At 54.5% G+C, this 20,257-nt stretch carries 18 protein-coding genes; 1 reads left to right on the top strand and 17 read right to left on the bottom strand.

What is annotated here, in order from left to right; translation table 11 throughout:
* Positions 1 to 65 precede the first annotated feature (65 nt).
* Positions 66 to 1,364, bottom strand: a complete 1,299-nt coding sequence (gene menF / locus FN082_RS16505; protein ID WP_142981935.1) for an isochorismate synthase MenF — start codon at positions 1,362 to 1,364, stop codon at positions 66 to 68.
* Between the two features lie 96 nt (positions 1,365 to 1,460).
* Positions 1,461 to 1,922, bottom strand: coding sequence for a GNAT family N-acetyltransferase (locus tag FN082_RS16500; protein ID WP_139539144.1), 462 nt, complete (start codon positions 1,920 to 1,922; stop codon positions 1,461 to 1,463).
* Between the two features lie 59 nt (positions 1,923 to 1,981).
* Here FN082_RS16500 and rnz point away from each other — a divergent pair, with 59 nt between their 5' ends.
* The gene (gene rnz, locus FN082_RS16495) at positions 1,982 to 2,902 is read left to right on the top strand and encodes a ribonuclease Z (protein WP_142462006.1); all 921 of its coding nucleotides are present in this window, start codon (positions 1,982 to 1,984) and stop codon (positions 2,900 to 2,902) included.
* A 48-nt stretch (positions 2,903 to 2,950) separates the two neighbouring features.
* On the opposite strand, the gene FN082_RS16490 is transcribed toward rnz, so the two are convergent.
* The 15 genes from FN082_RS16490 to nuoG all read right to left on the bottom strand — a co-directional run bounded on the left by FN082_RS16490 (position 2,951) and on the right by nuoG (position 20,241).
* A complete protein-coding gene (locus FN082_RS16490) occupies positions 2,951 to 3,481 on the bottom strand; it encodes a tyrosine-type recombinase/integrase (protein ID WP_139539146.1) in 531 nt (176 codons plus the stop codon).
* Between the two features lie 34 nt (positions 3,482 to 3,515).
* Entirely contained in the window at positions 3,516 to 4,025 is a 510-nt protein-coding gene (locus tag FN082_RS16485) for a fimbrial protein (RefSeq protein WP_139539147.1), read from the bottom strand.
* A 12-nt stretch (positions 4,026 to 4,037) separates the two neighbouring features.
* A complete protein-coding gene (locus FN082_RS16480; protein ID WP_142981934.1) occupies positions 4,038 to 5,081 on the bottom strand; it encodes a fimbrial protein in 1,044 nt (347 codons plus the stop codon).
* 19 nt (positions 5,082 to 5,100) lie between these two features.
* Entirely contained in the window at positions 5,101 to 7,650 is a 2,550-nt protein-coding gene (locus FN082_RS16475; RefSeq protein ID WP_142981933.1) for a fimbria/pilus outer membrane usher protein, read from the bottom strand.
* Between the two features lie 30 nt (positions 7,651 to 7,680).
* Positions 7,681 to 8,343 carry a fimbrial biogenesis chaperone gene (locus FN082_RS16470; RefSeq protein WP_142462009.1) on the bottom strand — a complete coding sequence of 221 codons (663 nt, stop codon included), beginning with the start codon at positions 8,341 to 8,343 and terminating at the stop codon, positions 7,681 to 7,683.
* A gap of 62 nt (positions 8,344 to 8,405) precedes the next feature.
* Positions 8,406 to 8,942 (bottom strand): fimbrial protein, encoded by a 537-nt coding sequence (locus tag FN082_RS16465; RefSeq protein WP_139539151.1) that lies wholly within the window; start codon positions 8,940 to 8,942, stop codon positions 8,406 to 8,408.
* A gap of 426 nt (positions 8,943 to 9,368) precedes the next feature.
* The gene (locus FN082_RS16460; protein ID WP_139539152.1) at positions 9,369 to 9,920 is read right to left on the bottom strand and encodes a tyrosine-type DNA invertase; all 552 of its coding nucleotides are present in this window, start codon (positions 9,918 to 9,920) and stop codon (positions 9,369 to 9,371) included.
* A gap of 197 nt (positions 9,921 to 10,117) precedes the next feature.
* A complete protein-coding gene (gene nuoN / locus FN082_RS16455; protein ID WP_142981932.1) occupies positions 10,118 to 11,575 on the bottom strand; it encodes an NADH-quinone oxidoreductase subunit NuoN in 1,458 nt (485 codons plus the stop codon).
* A gap of 6 nt (positions 11,576 to 11,581) precedes the next feature.
* Positions 11,582 to 13,111, bottom strand: coding sequence for an NADH-quinone oxidoreductase subunit M (nuoM, locus tag FN082_RS16450; RefSeq protein ID WP_139539154.1), 1,530 nt, complete (start codon positions 13,109 to 13,111; stop codon positions 11,582 to 11,584).
* A 170-nt stretch (positions 13,112 to 13,281) separates the two neighbouring features.
* Positions 13,282 to 15,123, bottom strand: coding sequence for an NADH-quinone oxidoreductase subunit L (gene nuoL / locus FN082_RS16445; protein WP_139539155.1), 1,842 nt, complete (start codon positions 15,121 to 15,123; stop codon positions 13,282 to 13,284).
* Positions 15,120 to 15,422: an NADH-quinone oxidoreductase subunit NuoK gene (gene nuoK / locus FN082_RS16440; RefSeq protein WP_139539156.1), complete on the bottom strand. Its 303-nt coding sequence runs from the start codon at positions 15,420 to 15,422 to the stop codon at positions 15,120 to 15,122. The genes nuoL and nuoK overlap by 4 nt, the downstream gene beginning before the upstream one ends.
* Complete coding sequence (nuoJ, locus tag FN082_RS16435; protein ID WP_112212991.1) at positions 15,419 to 15,973, bottom strand: NADH-quinone oxidoreductase subunit J; 555 nt, start codon at positions 15,971 to 15,973, stop codon at positions 15,419 to 15,421. The genes nuoK and nuoJ overlap by 4 nt, the downstream gene beginning before the upstream one ends.
* A 10-nt stretch (positions 15,974 to 15,983) precedes the next feature.
* A complete protein-coding gene (gene nuoI, locus FN082_RS16430) occupies positions 15,984 to 16,526 on the bottom strand; it encodes an NADH-quinone oxidoreductase subunit NuoI (protein WP_110272282.1) in 543 nt (180 codons plus the stop codon).
* A 14-nt stretch (positions 16,527 to 16,540) separates the two neighbouring features.
* Positions 16,541 to 17,518, bottom strand: a complete 978-nt coding sequence (gene nuoH, locus FN082_RS16425) for an NADH-quinone oxidoreductase subunit NuoH (RefSeq protein ID WP_139539157.1) — start codon at positions 17,516 to 17,518, stop codon at positions 16,541 to 16,543.
* Complete coding sequence (gene nuoG, locus FN082_RS16420) at positions 17,515 to 20,241, bottom strand: NADH-quinone oxidoreductase subunit NuoG (RefSeq protein WP_142981931.1); 2,727 nt, start codon at positions 20,239 to 20,241, stop codon at positions 17,515 to 17,517. Before nuoG ends, nuoH begins: the two co-directional genes overlap by 4 nt.
* Between the last annotated feature and the right edge of the window lie 16 nt (positions 20,242 to 20,257).

The raw sequence follows: 20,257 nt of genomic DNA, 5'->3' as shown, positions 1-20,257 counted from the left end.
CCGGTATCAAATATTGAGGCTAAGTATAGATAATACAAAGTGATCGAGCTTTGATATGCATCGTTTTATCCAGGCTTTGTCAGCAGTAACGAACGCAATCCTGCGGCTTTATTTTCAATTTCCTGCCACTCTTGTTCGGGGTCCGAACCGCTGACAATTCCTGCCCCGGCGTACAATCTAAGCATATTGTGTTCTACTTTTGCCGAACGCAGAGAGACGCAGAATTCACTTTGTGCCAGCGATAGATAGCCAGCGGAACCGGCATACCAGTCGCGGGTAAAAGGTTCGTGGCGGGTGATAAAATCCAGCGCCGTTTGTCGAGGTAAGCCGGCAACCGCCGCCGTGGGCTGGAGCCGGTGCAGGCAGCGGGCATCATCGGGTTTATCCAGCGCGGCCCAAATACAGCGCCGCAGATGCTGTACTTTACGCAGGCGGACGATCTGCGGCGGCAGTACCTCCAGCGCGCGAGTCTCCCCCTGCATTCGCTGACAAATATCTTCCACCACCAGCATATTTTCGCGCTGGTTTTTATCATCACTCATCAGCCAGTCGCCTAAACGCTGCGCCTGGCACTCGTCTTCATGGCTGGCTACGGTTCCCGCCAGCGCTTCGGTACGCAGTAGCGCACCGCGACGCCGCCACAGTCGTTCCGGCGTGGAACCCAGGAAAGCTTCCTGTGAGGTAAAGGCCATCAGGTAGTGGAAGCAATTGAGGTTACTCCGGCGACTGGCGGCCATAATCACTCCGGCGTTTAACGGCGCGGCAAAATGCAAATCGGTGGCGCGAGACAATACCACTTTGTCCATTTCCCCTGCCGCTATCGCCTGAGTGGCCTGCATAATCAGCTCTCGCCACTGCGGATACGCCGGAAAATGCTGTTCGCTATGCAGATAAGGTATCGCCGTAGGCTGCGCTTGCCTGGTCGTTAACGAACGGAGGTATTCCCGCGCGGCACAGGCATCATCACGGAGCGAAGTATCGCTACACAGCACCAGACGTAGCGTGGCGTTACCGCCCAGCCGACGCCACTCCAGCCTCGGCAATATCAGCATGCCCCGCTGCGGGTCAAACGCGTTAAGGCCGCAAATCCGCAGGTCGTCGCGCCCCTGTCGCTGCAAAAAAGCGTGCGCCTGGTTCAGAGAAGAAAAGGTGATTACCGCCCCCAGCGCGGCCAGCTCTTCATCGCCGTTGCGCTGCTGCCAGTAGAATTGCGGCCAATGCGGCTGATGGCAGCACCACAACAGAGGGTCAAAAGCGTCATTCAGCGCAAAAGGGATATCGAAAATTCGCGTGCCGGGGGATGGCGGGAAATCTTCAGCCAGACAGCCGGACAGGCTTTCCAGCGCGGTGGAAATAGACAGCACGCAAACCTCCACGGAGTAAAAACCCCACATTATACGGGGTACTGCGGTGAAATAGCAGTACCCACGATGAGGGAGCGGCTTTAACCAACACGATGGTTAGTGGGTGGCAATTTCGCGCGCCATGCCGATATGTTTGATGCCGTCCTCGTCATAAACCTCGGTGACCGGCACAAAGCCGAAGCTGGCATAAAATTTTTGCAGATGCGCCTGAGCGCCAAGATAGATAGCCTTTTGCGGCCAGTGCTGGCGGCAGCTGGCCAGCGCCTGTTCCATCAGTTGATAGCCTAGCTTCTCGCCGCGCACCGCCGGGCTGACGATCACCCGCCCAATCACCACCGGCTCAAACTCATCATCGCTCTTGAGAATACGTGCGTAGGCCACCAGTTCATCGCCGCGCCAGCCGAGGAGATGGCGGTTTTCGCCCACCAGATCGTCGCCATCAACGTCCTGATAGGCGCAGGTTTGTTCGACAACAAACACCGCGCAGCGTAACTTGAGTACGGCATAGAGCTGTGGGACGGTCAGTTCGGCGTGGTGAAGATCCTGCCATGTAATCATCTGCTGTTCCTTAATTGGTATACTCTGTTTTTTGACTTACGCCCTAAGGACACTGGACGATGGAATTACTATTTTTGGGGACATCCGCTGGCGTGCCTACCCGTACGCGTAATATGACGTCGATAGTGCTGAATTTGCAACAGCCAACAGCGGCTGAGATGTGGCTGTTTGACTGCGGAGAGGGAACCCAGCATCAGTTCCTGCACACCCCTTATCATCCAGGCAAACTGAATAAGATTTTTATCACCCATTTACATGGCGATCATCTGTTCGGTCTCCCCGGCCTGCTATGCAGCCGCTCGATGCAGGGTAATTCACTGCCGCTGACGCTGTATGGGCCAAAAGGGCTGAAAGAGTTCGTCGAAACCGCGCTGCGCCTTAGCGGTTCCTGGACCGATTACCCGCTGACTATTGTCGAAATCGGACCGGGGCTGGTGTTTGATGACGCAGGCTACCGGGTGACGGCCTGGCCATTAAACCATCCGGTTGAGTGCTACGGCTACCGTATTGAACAGCACGATAAACCGGGCACTCTGGATGCCGCTCAGCTTATTGCCGACGGTGTGCCGCCAGGTCCGTTGTTCCACCGCCTAAAACAGGGTTTAACGATTGAGCTGGAAGATGGTCGGGTAATTGATGGCTGCAGGTATCTTGGCCCATCAACGCCGGGGAAAAAGCTGGCTATTTTCGGCGATACCGCCCCCTGCGCTGAGGCGCTGGAGCTAGCACGCGGCGTCGATGTCATGGTTCATGAAGTGACTCTCGAACAGGCGATGGCGGAAAAAGCTAACGGTCGCGGGCATTCATCCAGCCAGCAAACGGCGAAGCTGGCGCACGATGCGGGCGTCAGTACGCTAATCGCAACCCACTTTAGTTCTCGCTATGATGCTGAAGGCTGCCAGCGACTGCTGGCGGAGTGTCGGGCAATATTCCCGTCAACCGTGCTGGCAGAAGATTTTCTGGTTTATACCGTAGATTAAAAAAGGCGTAACGCGGGAGATAAACGCCACCCGCGATTACGCTAACAATTACTCTTCAGCATAGCTGTTATAACGCAGGATAGATTTTAAATTTCGATAGCCGAGATAATCCTGTATAGAGTCGTCATCAACACCTTTTTTACCCAGCTCATAGCCACAAGCATGACGCAGCATCCGCGGATGAATATTTTGCTTTAGCTTCGCCAGCTCGCAGCATTCGCGGATAATTTGATAGAAACGCTGGCGGGTCATCTGATTTCCCCGAGAGGAGATAAACAGTAAATCATTATGGGCCGGATAGCACTCTCTGGCCAGCAGCCAACGCTGTAGTGAAATAACCTCTTTCGGCTGCAAAGGGTGATAGCCAGAAATTCCATGACGTGAACGGCGAATATAAATCCGCTTCCTCGGAAGGTCGATATCTCGCAAGGTCAATGCTGTAATTTCATTAATTCGGCAGCCGTGTAAAAAGCACATTTGAATCATGCAGCTATTTCTTTCTGGATGAGAACAATAATGTGCGGCGAGCACCAGGCGCTCAACGTCTTTCACGCTAAGATATTCCGTTTCTTCCTGCATACGTCATTCCTTTTCATCCATTTAATACATAAAATTACTGATAGGTAAAAGTCAACTGCACCACTGATTCAAATTTTCCGACCGTTACCCCGCCCTGGGTTGAATATAAGCGAGCAGCCAGCGGGAATTCACCCTTGCCGGTACTGCCGTTAATAGCAATGGTCATTTGATCCTGATTTTTATAGGTTATGGAATGATCGGTACTGGTTATCTGCAGCGCGATATTCTGCGCCGCGTCGCTGGCGGCCATATTGGCGAAATGCGTCGCGTCATCGCCATCGGTGACACCATCAAACTTCACCGTCGCTTTGGTGGTTCCTGCCGGGCAGTTTTCTATATTTAAGCTAAAGGTTTTCCACTCCGAAGCATTGCCGGCCGTTTGCAAATCTATGTTCAGAAGCGTGCCAAAGTTCACCTCCTGATACTGGGTGTCGGTACTCACGTCACAGGGAAGAAAATAGATATTCCCTTTTACATTCAACGGTATTCCGCCCCAGGATGAAAAAACAGGCAGCAACAATACCAACCACAGCGCCTTTTTCATTATTTACTCCTGTTATTCAATTTCTGCCTGAATGGTTGCCGTGGCCGTAAACCCGCCGCCGTCGGGCAAGTTTCCGGTGGTATTAATCGGATAGATTTTCATGGTTGTATCCCCGGTCTGGGTTGAATAATTCAAATTGACCGGCAACAACCCTGAGATCACTGGAATTTTGGTTCCGGTAATATTTTCAATTCGTACCGCAATATCGCTATTGGTCGTCGCCAGCGCGGTGTTGTCATGACTATCCTGCGTCCCCTGGAATGAGAGAGCGATCTTTACCCCAGCGGAAATATTGGTACAGGCCACCGTCATATTTACCGTATGCGGGGTAAACCCTGTCGGCATCTGGCCTGACGTTTTAAAATTGTTGGCGGCAATATCGCCAAAATCGACGTTAATCGGTTGACCGGTATTTATTTCGCACGATTGGGGTACCGTAACGGAACCGCTCATGAAGATCCGCGTTAATGGAGTTGAACCATAGTTTCCAGAGATTCTCGTTCCGAAGACCTCCAGGATAACCGTCGGAGGGATGCTCACCTGACCAACAAATGGCCGGGTAAAATAGAGTGAAATATATCCCACTGAACCACTCTGGAAACTTGAACCACCCGAGTTGCAAGCAAAACCCTGGTTATTTTCATTACTTTTATTCGTAATAGGCGTCGGGAAATAGTCATTCACGCCCCCGGCAATATATAATTCGCTGGCAATTTCCAGATATTTATTTAGCTGGTAATAATTTACCCCACCTCGACTTTGCGTCGCAGCCAGTCCGGGAATCGAGGCTTTAAAATATGTAGGCCCAGTGTTATAGCTGCCACAATCACATTTTGCATTATAAGTTCCCCCGGTATTCCAACGATATAGACGAGGAAACGTCATCCCCGCCTGATTTTGCGCGGGATTAGTAAAGGTTTCAATAAATGAAAAGGTGTTATTAAATGGAGCATGACCAGCTGCAGTCGTCTCACACCACCCGGTAGCAGCCATCGCCTGCGGCGATATCGCCAGCGCCGTCAGGCCTGCTAATATTCCCCATGAAAATCGTTTCATTGTTTTTGCATCCTTTCGATTAGCGGCATAGCCCCTGGGCTACGATAACGCCGGTAAGGGTTTTTCCTGACGGCAGCGCATACTGAACCTGGCAGCGCTCTTGCGCGCCAGAACCCCATTTCACGTTAAGTGCCCCGTTAGACTCCAGCCCGGTCAGGTAGACCTGCCCGCCATCGCCAACGATAAAAGCCTGCTCTGACGCTGCGGCTCCGGGGATGCTGACCATGGCGCCGAAAGGTACCGGCTGACTATTCGCCCGGCGCACGGTCATCAGCACCCGATTACCGACGCTGGTGGCATAGTTTGCGCGAACCACCGCCCCACGGGTTGGCACCACCGTCTGGGTAGTGAGTTCAAGATCGACATCATCCGGCATCGTACTGGTATCAAGGGTCAGCGTATTCTTACGATACGGTGAGGTATAAGGCACTACGGCATAACCCCGCCAGTCGGTTCTGACGCCGGTCTGGTTGTTGACGCCAACGCCTGAAGCGCCTGGCGCTTTAACTAAAGCCAGGGTTTCACCAAAAGGCTGCCCCAGCGTCAGGCCATTTTCATGCGCCAGCACTCCGCCGCGCAGGGCGTAGTTCAGGCGATGGCTGTATTTATCGTGACTGTAACCGCCAGTCAGCTCAGCATAGGTCGCCCGCCAGTCGGCGTTAACGCTACCGCTCTCCCCTCTTCCCTGGCTGGTATACCCTTCCTGTACGCTCCAGCTCAGGTTATTACGCTCCAGCAAAGTGCCGGAGAGCCCCAGATTGTTGCTGGTTGAGCCATTTTTGCTGCTGTTCAGGGAGTAGTTGGCGTAAACCGGTTTTGGCAGCCATTCCCCCAAAGGCACGCTGATGCTCAGCGCGAACAGGTGATCTTCGTCATTACGCTTGCCGGTGCTCTGGTCGGTTGTATTACGGTTATAGCTGTAGTTCATGCTATAGCTGATGCCGCGCCAGCTGTTGTTGTAACCGACGCCAACGGATTCCATGGTACGCCCGCTGTTCCAGTAATCTTCACGGATATAGCTTAGCGACATCGACCCCATTTCTTCGCCGAGGCTCTGGCTAAGGGTCACTTCTCCCCGATTGCGACGCCGTTCGATCGAAGGGGTATAGTTGTCATCCCGATAGGTATCCAGCACCTCCTGCATATCCCAGTAGCCGCTGGTCGCATAGCGATATCCGGCAAGGGAGACGTTAGTGCCTAAGCCCGGGAGATCTTTGCTATAACGAACACGAACCGACTGACCGCTCTCTTTGTCTTGATCCTGGCGGTTAGACCAGGCCTGGGTGACATCTGTCGATACGGCGCCAAATTCACCGAGGTTTTTCCCCATCCCCAGCGCCAGCGACTGATATTTACTGCTAAATTGACCGCCGCCGTAAAGGGTCATCCCCCAGGGTAAACCGTAAATCGCCGTCGCCTGAGTGAGAGGCGTTTCGTCAATGCTATTGTCGTAGGCCCGGTATACACCGGAGGTGACGCTATATTTCAGACGACCCTCACGCTGCAGAACAGGAAGGGAAGCATAAGGCACAATCAGATTCTGCTCGCTGCCATCGGATTCTTTGATGGTGACCGATAAATCGCCCGAACCGCCGGTTGGATACATATCGGTGATTTCAAACGCGCCAGGAGCGACGTAGGTCTGGTAAATCTCATAGCCATTCTGACGAATAATGACCTGGGCATTCGTTCGCGCAATCCCGCGCACGACCGGCGCATAGCCGCGCAGGCTTTCCGGCAGCATATCGTCATCGGAAGCCAGCATCGCCCCACGGAAGGGAATGCCTTCAAAAACATCGGCGTCAGTGCTGCTGTCGCCCAGCGTCATCACCCCTTGCAGGGCATTAATATTGCGTTGAGCGTAGGTATAAACCGTATCCCAACTATTATTTGATTCGCCGCCGCTGCTATTACGCGCCCAGGTGGTGTAGTTGCGCAAACGCCACGGCCCGATGTTGATACCGGGGCGCAGGTTAACATACTGATTATCGCTGTCCGGCGTGTCGTTCTTACGCGACCAGTTATTTGCCCCGCTAAAAGAGTAGTTCAGCAGAAGAGCCGTTATTCCGTCATCCCATTGCTTAGGGTCAACCCACCCTCTTGCTGCGCTGGAAACCGCAGCCTGCGGGAAGCTTAATAACAGGCGCTGCTGACTAAAACGGAAATCAGCCTTTGCCTGCGGTATAACGCCCAAATCCGCGCAGTCCGCCGATTGACGGCCTAATTCAGGGAATTGCTTGACGCGCACGCCCCATTCGGCAAGTTCCTCAACTTTCAGACAGGGCTGTAATCCTGTCGCTCCCTGGACTCGACTCTGCTGAAAAGTCACATCCCTGGTATCCATAAAGACGTTATTGAGGTAAATATCGACCCGATAGGTTCCCGGCTGCTGCCCTCCGGCCTGTTCATAGGCTGATAAGTCCCTGACGCCCGTCTGCGGGCCATCCATTTCCAGTAGCGCCGGGTTAAAAACATCACGCGCCAGCGCATCATCACACCATGGTATCAAGGCAACGGCCAGAGCTCCGGCTATCCGGTTAAGCCGCCATTTGTTATAGTTATTTGTCATTGTCTCTGGAACTCCCTGGCCTGATAGCCTTTACAAATTAGCGTTATGCTGTGCGCCAATACCGCCGTAATCATTAATCAGTTTCCACCGCAAAGAGCCCGTGCTACCGCGCGGTAATTCAAAGCTTGCCGTCGCGCCAGGCGCCACCCAGTTGGCTTCTTTAACTTCTGCGCCACCGATTTTTACCTCGGCGAAATTCATATAAAACGCAGTGGGATTAGTGACCTGCAGCTTATTACCGCTGCGTGTCCAGCGGAGCTGTTCGGTGACCATTTCCGGCGTTCCCGCAACAGATTTAGGCCGGTAAATTAATTTGATACGCGTTTTAATGGCTATCTGTAGCGTATTGGCGCCAGCTTTCGCCTGTGCGGATGGAATCGCTTTGATATTCATCCAGAACATGCTTTCTTTGTTTTCCGGTAATCCGCCGCTATAAATCACCCGCAGGCGAGTCTGCTGTTCGCCGTCGAGGCGAAACAAAGGCGGCGTTAACAGAAAGGGTGTAGATCCGTTATTCGTCTCTACCCAGCTTTGAATGAGGTATGGCGTAGCATCATTATTCGTTACGCTCAGAGAGGCCTCTTTTTTGCCACCGGGATAAATCAGGCGCGTACCGCCGGTGACGACGCCCGCATGCGCCGCAGCGCCCACTAACAGCCATCCAGCCATCAGCACTTTCAGGTATCGTTTCATCTCCAGCTCCCTGGAAAAGCGAGCCGATTTCGGCTCGCTAGCACGGTCTAATAGACGGAGAATCAGTTGTAGCTGATAGTGAAGTTAGCGGTACCGTTAGCTTTACCAGCAACAACGGTAGCGTCAGTCTGGATATAACGAACGCGGAACGGCAGATCGATATTACCGGTTGACGGGATGGTCAGGCTGGTAGAACGGGTGAACAGCGGCAGGGTGCTGTTGGTGCTACCATCAACTAGTTGCAGAGCCACACCTTCAGCAACGTCAGGATCGGTGCCTGCGCCAGTCAGCTGCAGTTTGTCGTTGTCGCCGCCAACGTTATCGCCAGAGAACAGTACCGATGCTTTAGTCACGGTAGTCGGGCAGTTTTCCAGTTTGATATCGAAGCCTTGTTCTGCAGCGGTAGAACCAGTACCGGAAAACGCGGTCTTAGCAATCTGTCCCATCTGAACTTCCAGCGGGTTTGACAGGTCATTGACCACGTCACAGCCAGCATCGATGATGTCGCCAATAAACTTCACCTGACCGTCATCTGCCAGCGCAGCACCAGAGAACGTCGCGCAACCAGCAACAACAGCAGCAAGTAATGTTTTTTTCATGATTTATCCTTTTCAATGCAGTCAATGCATTAACTTAAAAAGCGCAATACCGTGCGCATCCTTTTATTTACGTTTGATATTAATTACGCAACAAAACATTGATCCATGAAATGGATATAATATTTGAAGTGGTCATTTTGTATCAATTTGACCACTTCAATTAATTGAAATATAAATTGCCAGGGAAGGCATTTTTGATTTTATATTTACCAGGAAAAACCCTAATAAACATGATAAAAAACTAAGGGGCGGGTCGAGGCATAAACCATACATGTTTCAAATTTATTTAAGCAAACAAATAACCACCAGCTATGATTAATATAAGGACATGAAAAACATAATAAAAAAAATTGTTAGACATAAATTGACATTGTTACGGGTCATGGATAGCATAGGAGTCAGTTTGATACAAAATGACTATTTCATTTACCAAACCTCCCTAAATCTCGCATCATTACTTGCCGTATAAATAACCGTATGCTGAATATTTCTGTGCCCCAGAAAATCCTGGATTAATCGCGTATCCACACCGTTATTAGCCAGCGCAAAGCCACATGCGTGACGCAGCATATGCGGATGGGCGTTGATTTCCAGCTGCGCATCCAGGCTCAGGTTCTTCATCATCTGATATATTCTCTGCCGCGACAAAGGCTGGCCATTGCGCGATAAAAAAAGCCACTCAGAATTATTTCCTGGATAATCCTTGCGCACACGCAACCACTCATTAAGTACCTTGACTTCTTGCTTATAAATAGGATGCGTAGTTGAAAAGCCATTTTTTAATCGTCGAATATAAATAACCCCGCTTTGAATATCGATATCAGATAGCTTCCAGTGCCGAATTTCGCTTACCCGACATCCATGGTTAAAACACATCCACAGTAAACAGACATCGCGCTCCGGGTTTGCCCCCCGTCTGGCCGCATCAACCAAACGCTGAACTTCTCCGACCGTTAAATGCTTACGCCTTGTTTTCATTCACTTTCTCCGTCTACAGAACACAATAGTATGCGTATTAATAATAGTACGGAAAATAAGAGTGGGAGGGGAAACGTAAAATGAGATTAATATGACAAACCGCATGAGAAATACGAATATTAAAGAAAATTCCCATGCGTTTTATGCTGATAAAAAAAGGACCGCCGAAGCGATCCTTTTTACACCGGGAAGTCAGGTTACATCAACGGCATCGCCAACTGCACGATGCTGATTAGCGGTTGCGGCCATACGCCGAGCACCAGCACCAGCACCGCGGAAATCAACACTACGATGCCCCCGGCGCTGTACTGCCAGTTAGACGGCGCATCGCGATTCAATTGCTCCGGCGCGCTCAGATACAGGCTCACCGCCACGCGCAGGTAGTAGTAGAGACCAATTGCCGAACCAACGACCACTGCCCCAACCAGCCACCACAGGTGCGCATGGACACCAACCGCCAGCACGTAGAACTTACCGATAAAGCCCAGCGTCATCGGAATACCGGCAAGAGACAGCATCATCACCGTCATCACCGCCGACAGGATCGGCCGATGCCAGAACAGGCCACGGTAGGAGTACAGAGAATCCGCATCCGGCCCGCGGTACGGGCTGGACATCAGGCTCACCACGCCAAACGCGCCGAGGCTGCTGAACAAATAACCGGCCAGATAGACGCCCACCGCTTCCATCGACATCTCGCCGCTCTGCAGAGCAATCAGCGCCACCAGCAGATAGCCAAGATGGGAAATGGAAGAGTAGCCGAGCAGACGTTTGATATTGGTCTGACTCAGGGCCATCAGGTTACCGAAGATAATAGACGCGAAGGCGATCAGGCCCAGCACCACGCGCACCGCCTCGCTATCACCCACCGGCATGTAGAGGAACAGACGCATCACCACGCCAAAAATAGCGATCTTGCTGGCGGTCGCCAGGAAGGTGGATACCGGAGCAGGCGCGCCCTGATAAACGTCCGGCGTCCACAGGTGGAACGGTACCAGCGACAGCTTAAAGCCGAGGCCGACAATCATCAGGCCAAGACCGGCCAGCAGCAGCGGCTCGTGCAGCATGCCATCCGTAAGACTCTGACCAAGCGCCAGGAAAGACAAGTTACCGGAGTTGGCATACACCAGCGCCATACCGAACAGCAGGAACGAAGAGGCAACGGCGGACAGAATCGTGTACTTGATACTGGCTTCCAGCGAGCGTTTCTGACGGAAGGCGTAGCCCACCAGGCCGAACAGCGGCAGCGAAATGAGTTCGATGCCGAGGAACAGCGCCGCCAGATGGTTCGCGCCCGCCAGCAGAATGCCGCCCAGCGCGGCAATCAGTACCAGCAGGTAGAACTCTTCTTTATTGTCCTTATACCCCTCAAGCCACGGGTAGGCAAAGGTGCAGGTTGCCAGACTCGCCAGCAGCACCAGCCCGGTATAGAGCATGGCGTAGCCGTCAACGCGAATCAGCGGCGTAACGTCCATTGCTCCGTTCTGACCCACGAACCAGAGTGAAATCAGCGCGGCGTTCAGGCCGAGAACCGACAGCGTGGCATTAAGGAAATGATTGCGTCGCCACGCAATGGAGAGCATCACAACCACCACCGTCAAGCCGACGATCAGCAGCGGTAGCAGTGCGATCAGTTGTTGTGGAGTTATTGTCATGGCGAATTACGGCCTTGTAGTAGAAACAGAATTAACAAACCACTGCTGAATATTGCTCATCGCAGAGTGCGAGGTGTCCAGAATCGGCTGCGGGAAGAAGCCCAGCAGCACCAGCAGAACAACCAGCAGCAGGATGATCGACAATTCACGCAGGGACATTCCCGGCAATTCTTTTGCGGCAATTTCGCTTTTTGCTTTACCAAAGTACGCGCGATGCAGCATCGACAGCGAGTAAACGGAAGCAAACACCAGGCCAAAGGTGGAAATAATGGTAATCACCGGCACGGTTTTATAGCTGCCGAACAGAATCATAAATTCGCCGACGAAGTTACCGGTACCCGGCATCCCCAACGTCGCAACGGCAAAGAACATTGATAGCGCCGGAAGCCACTTAATTTTGCTCCACAGGCCGCCCATCTGGCGCATATCGCGCGTATGCAGACGTTCGTACAGCTGGCCGCACAGAATGAACAGACCGGCTGCGGACAGACCGTGCGCAATCATCTGAATCACCGCGCCCTGATAAGCCAGCTGGCTGCCGGTGTAGATAGCAATCAGCACGAAGCCCATGTGGGAAACGGAGGTGTAAGCAATCAAGCGTTTGATGTCGTACTGGCTGAAGGCCATCCACGCGCCGTAGAAAATACCGATGACGCCCAGCCACATAGCGATAGGAGCAAACTCGGCGGAGGCGTTCGGGAACAGCGGCAGCGCGAAGCGCAGCAGACCGTAGGCCGCGGTTTTCAGCAAGATCCCCGCAAGGTCAACGGAACCCGCGGTCGGCGCCTGCGAGTGCGCATCCGGCAGCCAGCCGTGCAGCGGAACCACCGGCATTTTTACCGCAAAGGCGATAAAGAAGCCCAGCATCAGCATGTATTCCACACCGTGGGACATCGGCGTCTTCAGCAGCTCTTCATAGTTGAAGGTCCACACGCCGGTGGCGTTGAAGTGGACAAACGCCAGCGCCAGGATGGCAATCAACATCACCAGGCCGCTCGCCTGGGTATAAATGAAGAACTTGGTTGCCGCCGTGATGCGTGTTTTCCCGTCGGAAGCCTTATGACCCCAGAGCGCGATCAGGAAGTACATCGGCACCAGCATCATTTCCCAGAAGAAGAAGAACAGGAACAGGTCGATAGCCAGGAACACGCCAATCACGCCGCCCAGGATCCACATCAGGTTAAGATGGAAAAAGCCCTGATACTTCTCGATTTCACGCCAGGAACAGAGCACCGCCAGCACCCCGAGCAGCCCGGTCAGCACCACCATCAGCAGCGACAATCCGTCGATAGCCAAATGGATGCTAATACCGAAACGCGGGATCCACGGCATGACGAACTCCGACTGCCACTGCGGAATACCGGTAGATTGCGTGAGAGAGTAGCCGCCCTGCATCCACAACTGCAGGCCAAGCAGAAACGTCAATCCCATAGTGATCAGCGCGATCCAGCGCGGCATCTTCACGCCAAAGCGTTCAGTCTGCCAGCACAGGAAGCCGCCGATAAAGGGAATTAATATTAGCCAGGGTAATAACATGGCGATTTTTATTCCTTGTTAAAGTCCCGTTCAGGACCGATTTTCAACGAATTCGACTACATTCACGTTTGAGTGCGGTTTGTTGTGTCGGGTGGCGCTTCGCTTACCCGACCTACGGTTTCGTAGGCCCGGTAAGCGTTAGCGCCACCGGGCAAAACCGCGCACTCAAATCAACGCAGCACCATCAGCAGCGCCAGCACTACGACCGCACCGATGCTCATTGAGGCCACATACCAGCGCAGATAGCCATTCTCGCTCACCACCAGGCCTTTGCCTGCGAAGCGGGAAAGGATCGCCGGAATGTTCATCAGCGCATTCAGCGGATCGCTCTTCAGCAGCCACGCTACGCCGAGGAACGGCTTCACGAACACTTTGTCGTACAGCCAGTCAAAGCCCCAGGCGTTATACCACCAGGTCCCGAGCAGACGGCCCGGCGCGCTGTTGGCAATCGATGTGACTAGCGTGCGTTTACCCAGCCACAGCCAGGCGGCAATCAGGATGCCCGCGATGGCAATAACTCCGGAAGCGATTTCCAGCGTCATAACGCGTCCATGTTCAAGCTCGGTAGTCTGCGGCAGCACGCCTTCCAGCGGCGGCACAATCAGCGCGCCAACGAAGGTCGAAAGCACCAGCAGCACAATCAGCGGCAGATGATGGGTAATCCCCTTCCCTGCGTGAGCGTGAATCTGCTCTTTGCCGTGGAATACGATGAAAATCATACGGAAGGTGTACAGCGAGGTCATAAACGCACCGACCAGACCGGCAACCATCAGATTCAGATGACCGTTCGCCATCGCGCCCGCCAGAATCTCATCCTTACTGAAGAAGCCTGCGGTAATCAGCGGCAGCGCGGACAGCGCCGCGCCCCCCACCAGGAAGCAGACGTACACCAGCGGAATAGACTTACGCAGGCCGCCCATCTTAAAGATGTTCTGTTCGTGGTGGCAGGCCAGAATGACCGAGCCGGACGACAGGAACAGCAGCGCTTTAAAGAAAGCGTGGGTCATCAGATGGAAAATCGCCGCATCCCATGCCTGCACACCGAGCGCAAGGAACATGTAGCCAATCTGGCTCATGGTGGAATACGCAAGTACGCGTTTGATATCGGTCTGCACCAGCGCAGCGAAACCGGCCAGCACCAGCGTTACCGCCCCGACAATCCCCACCAGATGCAGCACTTCCGGGGTCATCAGGAACAGGCCATGGGTGCGCGCAATCAGGTAGACACCTGCAGTCACCATGGTCGCGGCGTGGATCAGCGCGGAGACCGGCGTCGGGCCCGCCATCGCGTCCGCAAGCCAGGTCTGCAACGGCAACTGCGCAGATTTACCCACCGCACCACCCAATAGCATCAGGGTTGCCCACATCAGCATATTGTTGCCAGCTTCAAAGTGCTGCGGCGCCAGTTCGACCATTTCGCGGAAGTTCAGGGTGCCCAGCTCGTTGTAGAGAATGAACAGGGCAAACGCGAGGAACACATCGCCGACGCGAGTCACCACAAACGCTTTCATCGCCGCCGCGCCGTTCTTCGGATCGGTATAGTAGAAGCCGATCAGCAGATAGGAGCACAGGCCCACGCCTTCCCAGCCGAGGTACATCAGCAGCAGGTTATCAGCAAGAACCAGAACCACCATGCTGGCGATAAACAGGTTGGTGTAGGCGAAGAAGCGGGAGTAACCCTCTTCACCGCGCATGTACCAGGAGGCGAACATGTGGATCAGGAAGCCCACGCCGGTGACCACCGAAAGCATCGTCAGCGACAGGCCGTCCAGTACCAGGTTGAAGCCAATGTTGAAATCACCCACCGACATCCAGGTCCACAGCGGAACGCTGACCGCCTGTCTGCCGTTAGCAAAGAAGTCGACGCCAACAAACGCCGTCACCAGCGCAGCCAGACCAACCGAGCCCATCCCGATGGTAGCGGACAGATTCTCCGACCAGCGCCCGCGAGAGAAGGCCAGCAAAACAAAGCCAATCAATGGCAAAAGAATGGTTAAGGTAAGCATGTTCATCCGCGCAACTCACTTACTGAATCGATGTTCAGGTTCTGGCGACGACGATGGAGCTGCAACAGCAGCGCCAGGCCGATACTCGCTTCCGCGGCGGCAAGGGTGATGGCGAGGATATACATTATCTGACCATCAGTCTGGCCCCAGTAGCTCCCTGCAACCACGAAAGCCAGCGCCGCGGCATTGATCATTATCTCCAGGCTAATCAGCATAAACAGCAGATTGCGGCGGATAACCAGCCCCGTCAGGCCGAGGACAAACAGGACAGCGGCGAGGATCAGTCCATGTGTTAAGGGGATCATGCGTGCTCCTCCGTTTTTCTTTTATCGCTGTCGTTCTGACGGTTGCTCAGCACTTCCCCGACGCGCTCTTCGCGGCCGATATGGAAGGCAACAACCAGGCCCGCCAGCAGCAGCATGGAGGCCAGCTCCACCGCCAGAACGTACGGGCCAAACAGCGCAATACCGACCTCTTTGGCGTTAATTGCCGCGCCGTCGATCCCCTGATCGTTAAGACCGAGGATGGCGTAAACAATAACCACCAGCAGCACCGCAGAGAGGATGGCCGGACCAATCCAGATCCCCGGTTTCAGCCACTGACGTTCCTGCTCGATTTCGCTACCGCCCAAGTTGAGCATCATCACCACGAACACGAACAGCACCATAATGGCCCCGGCGTAGACGATGATTTCCAGCGCACCGGCGAAGTAGGCCCCCAGCGAGAAGAACACCCCGGCAATGGCCAACAGCGAAATGATCAGGTACAGCAGCGCATGCACCGGATTGGTGTGGGTGATCACCCGCAAGGTTGCGAGGATGGCTATCAGGCCACAGATATAAAAAGCGAATTCCATTGCCCTCTCCTTACGGTAACAGGCTCTTGACGTCGATAGGCTTAGCTTCGTTCTCTGCTTCGCCCTTATCTTTGCCGTCGATTGCCATACCCGCCATCCGGTAGAAGTTATATTCCGGGTATTTGCCCGGACCGGAAATCAGCAGATCCTCTTTTTCGTACACCAGATCCTGACGTTTGTATTCACCCAGTTCAAAATCCGGGGTCAACTGAATCGCCGTGGTCGGGCACGCTTCTTCACACAGGCCGCAGAAAATACAGCGTGAAAAGTTGATGCGGAAAAACTCCGGGTACCAGCGACCGTCTTTGGTCTCCGCTTTTTGCAGAGAGATACAGCCTACTGGACACGCTACCGCACACAGGTTACAGGCAACGCAGCGCTCATCGCCGTCCGGATCGCGCGTCAGCACGATGCGGCCACGGTAGCGCGGCGGCAGATATACCGGCTCTTCCGGGTACATCTGAGTTTCACGTTTGGCAAAGGCGTGCATCCCGATCATGCAGATACTGCGGACCTGGGTGCCAAACCCTACCAATAATTCTTTTAAGGTCATGGTCAATTCACCCCTTATTGCGCCTGCCAGAGAATGACAGCCGCCGTTACCAACAAGTTGACGAGCGTCAGCGGCAGGCACACTTTCCAGCCGAAGGACATTACCTGGTCATAGCGCGGACGCGGTAAAGACGCACGAATCAAAATGAACATCATCATAAAGAACGCGGTTTTCAACGCGAACCAGATGAAAGGAGGTAACCATGGGCCATTCCAGCCGCCGAAGAACAGCGTCACAATCAGCGCCGACACGGTAACAATCCCGATATATTCACCGACGAAGAACAGGCCGAACTTCATGCCGGAATATTCAATGTGGTAACCATCGGCCAGTTCCTGCTCCGCTTCCGGCTGGTCAAACGGGTGGCGGTGACACACCGCTACGCCCGCAATCGCAAAGGTCACGAAGCCAAAGAACTGCGGGATGACGTTCCACAGATGCGCCTGATTGTTGACGATATCGGTCATGTTGAATGAACCGGCCTGCGCCACCACGCCCATCAGGGAAAGTCCGAGGAACACTTCATAGCTCAGGGTCTGGGCGGAAGCACGCATCGCGCCGAGCAGCGAGTATTTGTTGTTGCTCGACCAACCGGCAAACAGCACCGCATAAACCGCCAGGCCTGCCATCATCAGGAAGAACAGGATACCGATGTTCAGGTCGGCGACTACCCACGTCGGGCTGACCGGCACAATGGCGAAAGCCAGCAGCAGCGAGGTAAAGGCAATAACCGGCGCCAGAGTAAAGATCACGCGATCCGAGAAACGCGGGACCCAATCCTCTTTAAAGAACATCTTGATCATGTCGGCGACGAGCTGCAGCGAACCGCCCCAGCCCACGCGGTTAGGTCCGTAACGGTTCTGGAACAGACCCAGCAGACGACGTTCGCCAAAGCTCATAAACGCGCCGCAGGTGACCACAACCAGCAGAATCACTACCGCTTTGAGGATGCCTAACAGAATGTCGATGAGATCGGGAGTTAACCAACTCATGCTTTCGCCTCCTGCAGAGTATCAATACGCGCTCCGGTCAGTACCGGCGCAATCCCAGGCATGCCCATCGGTAAGCCAACCTGCCCTGCTGTCAGACCCGCCGAAATCACCAGCGGCAGGCTGAGAGTCTGGCCATCAACGCTGAAGGAGACCGTTGCGCCGTCATTTACGCCGAGCTTCGCGGCATCCGCCGGGTTCAGCTTAACGTACGGCTGCGGCATGCGGCTCTGGAATACCGGAGAACGCTGTGACATTTCGTCGCTGCCGAACAGATGGTAGTAAGGCGCAATACGCCATTTACCTTCTTCAGCCTGGAAGCTGGCCGGTACCGCAGTAAAGTACCCCAGGCCGCTGGCGGAGGCTTCAATCAGACGCACGCCCGGATCGCCGTGGCGCAGTTTACCGCCCACTTCATCCTGGAACTTGTTCCATGCCTGCGGGGAGTTCCAGCCCGGAGCCCAGGCAAACGGAATTTGCGAGCGCGGCGCGGACGGCTGGTTGTTCCCTTCCATGGAGAAGGCGAACATGGTGTCTTTATCCTGCGGTTGGCGCGGTTCGTGCACGCTGATGTTAGCGCGCATCGCCGTACGGCCGCTGTAACGGTGCGGTTCACGGGCCAGCTTCTGACCGCGAATACGGAAGGTCGCATCCGGCGCGGCGTCTTTGATACCGGCCAGTTGTGGCAGTGCGGCAATAGCGGCGTCGATCACGTGGTCCAGTTGCGTCCAGTCAACCTGACGGTTGTTAACGGTACTGTGCAACGAATGCAGCCAGCGCCAGCTTTCCAGCATGATGGTTTTCGCATCGTAGTAGGCCGGGTCGTAAACCTGGAAGAAGCGCTGAGCGCGACCTTCGTTATTCACCACCGTGCCGTCACTTTCCGCAAAGCTTGCCGCAGAGAGCACCAGGTGCGCTTTTTCCATAATCGCCGTACGCTGATGGTCAACCACCATCACCAGCGGCGCTTTAGAGAGCGCCGCATCAACGCGGGCGGCTGAAGCGTGGCGGTGCAGGTCGTTTTCCAGCACGATAACCGCATCGGCGGCACCGGTTTCCAGTTCGCTCAGCGCCTCTTCAAGAGAGCCGCCGCCTATCATGCCGAGACCCACGCTGTTCACCGCGCGGGCAACCATCGTTACGCCAACGTCAGCACCACGGCCTTTAAGGGCTTTCGCCACGTTGGCCGCAGCCTGAATGACCTCAATGCTGCCAGCATTGGTTCCAGAAACAATCAGCGGTTTTTTCGCTCCGGCTAATGCCTGAACGATCACGTCGATTTTGCCTTTCAACTCGCTGCTCAGACCTTCCACCGCCGGCGCGCTGTCATCCAGCGCGTGGGCGATAGCGAAACCGAGGCGCGCCTGATCTTCTACCGGCGCGCGGTAGGTCCACGCGGCGATATCGTCAAGGCGAGTATCATCAATATTGGTCACAAACAGCGGATGCTTCGCGCGTTGGCCGATGTTAAGGATCGCGGCGATCTGCCAGTCGGCGACTTTCTGCGCCGCCGCCATTTCACGCGCTTTGCCTTTTACCGCCTGACGCACCGCCAGCGCAATACGCGCGCCGGTCTGGGTGATGTCCTCACCGAGGATCAATACCGCATCGTAGGATTCGATTTCGCGCAGCGCCGGAGTATGAATACCGCCTTCGCGCAGCACTTTCAGCATCATCTGCAGGCGTTCTTGTTCGCCCTTCGCGATGCCGGTATAGAAGTTATCGGCGCCGACCAGATCGCGCAGCGCGAAGTTGCTTTCGATGCTGGCGCGCGGGGAGCCGATACCAATGACTTTCTTCGACTGGCGCAAAATATCCGCCGCGCCCTGCATCGCCTGTTCGGCGTTGAGGGTGATGAAGTCGTCGCCACGGCGCTGAACCGGCTGACGCGGACGGTCTTTCAGGTTCACATAGCCATAGCCGAAACGACCGCGGTCGCAGAGGAAGTAGCGGTTAACGGTACCGTTATAACGGTTTTCGATACGGCGCAGTTCACCGTAGCGCTCACCGGGGCTGATGTTGCAGCCAATGGAACACTGCTGGCAGATGCTTGGCGCAAACTGCATGTCCCATTTACGGTTATAGCGCTCAGAGTGCGTTTTATCAGTGAAGACGCCGGTCGGGCAGACTTCAACCAGGTTGCCGGAGAACTCGCTTTCCAGTACGCCGTCTTCCGGGCGACCGAAGTAGACGTTGTCGTGCGCGCCATAAACGCCCAGGTCGGTACCGTCAGCATAATCTTTATAGTAACGAACGCAGCGGTAGCAGGCGATGCAGCGGTTCATTTCATGCGAGATGAACGGCCCCAGATCCTGATTACGGTGGGTACGTTTGGTGAAACGATAGCGACGGAAGCTATGACCGGTCATTACGGTCATATCCTGTAAGTGGCAGTTACCACCTTCTTCGCAGACCGGGCAGTCGTGCGGGTGGTTGGTCATCAACCACTCAACGACGCTCTCGCGGAACTGTTTCGCTTCGGTGTCGTCGATAGAAATAAAAGTGCCGTCGGATGCCGGTGTCATACAGGACATCACCAGGCGGCCACGCGTGTCTTCCGCGTTTTGATATTGCTTCACCGCACACTGGCGGCAAGCACCAACGCTTCCCAGCGCCGGATGCCAGCAAAAGTATGGAATATCAAGACCAAGAGAGAGACAAGCCTCTAGCAGGTTGTCCGCTCCATCGACCTCGTATTCTTTGCCGTCTACATGAATCGTAGCCATTAGCGTGCTTCCAAAA

Origin of the sequence: Klebsiella spallanzanii (genome assembly GCF_902158555.1) — a bacterium.
Taxonomy (GTDB): domain Bacteria; phylum Pseudomonadota; class Gammaproteobacteria; order Enterobacterales; family Enterobacteriaceae; genus Klebsiella; species Klebsiella spallanzanii.
This window is presented reverse-complemented; position numbering and strand designations above follow the sequence as displayed.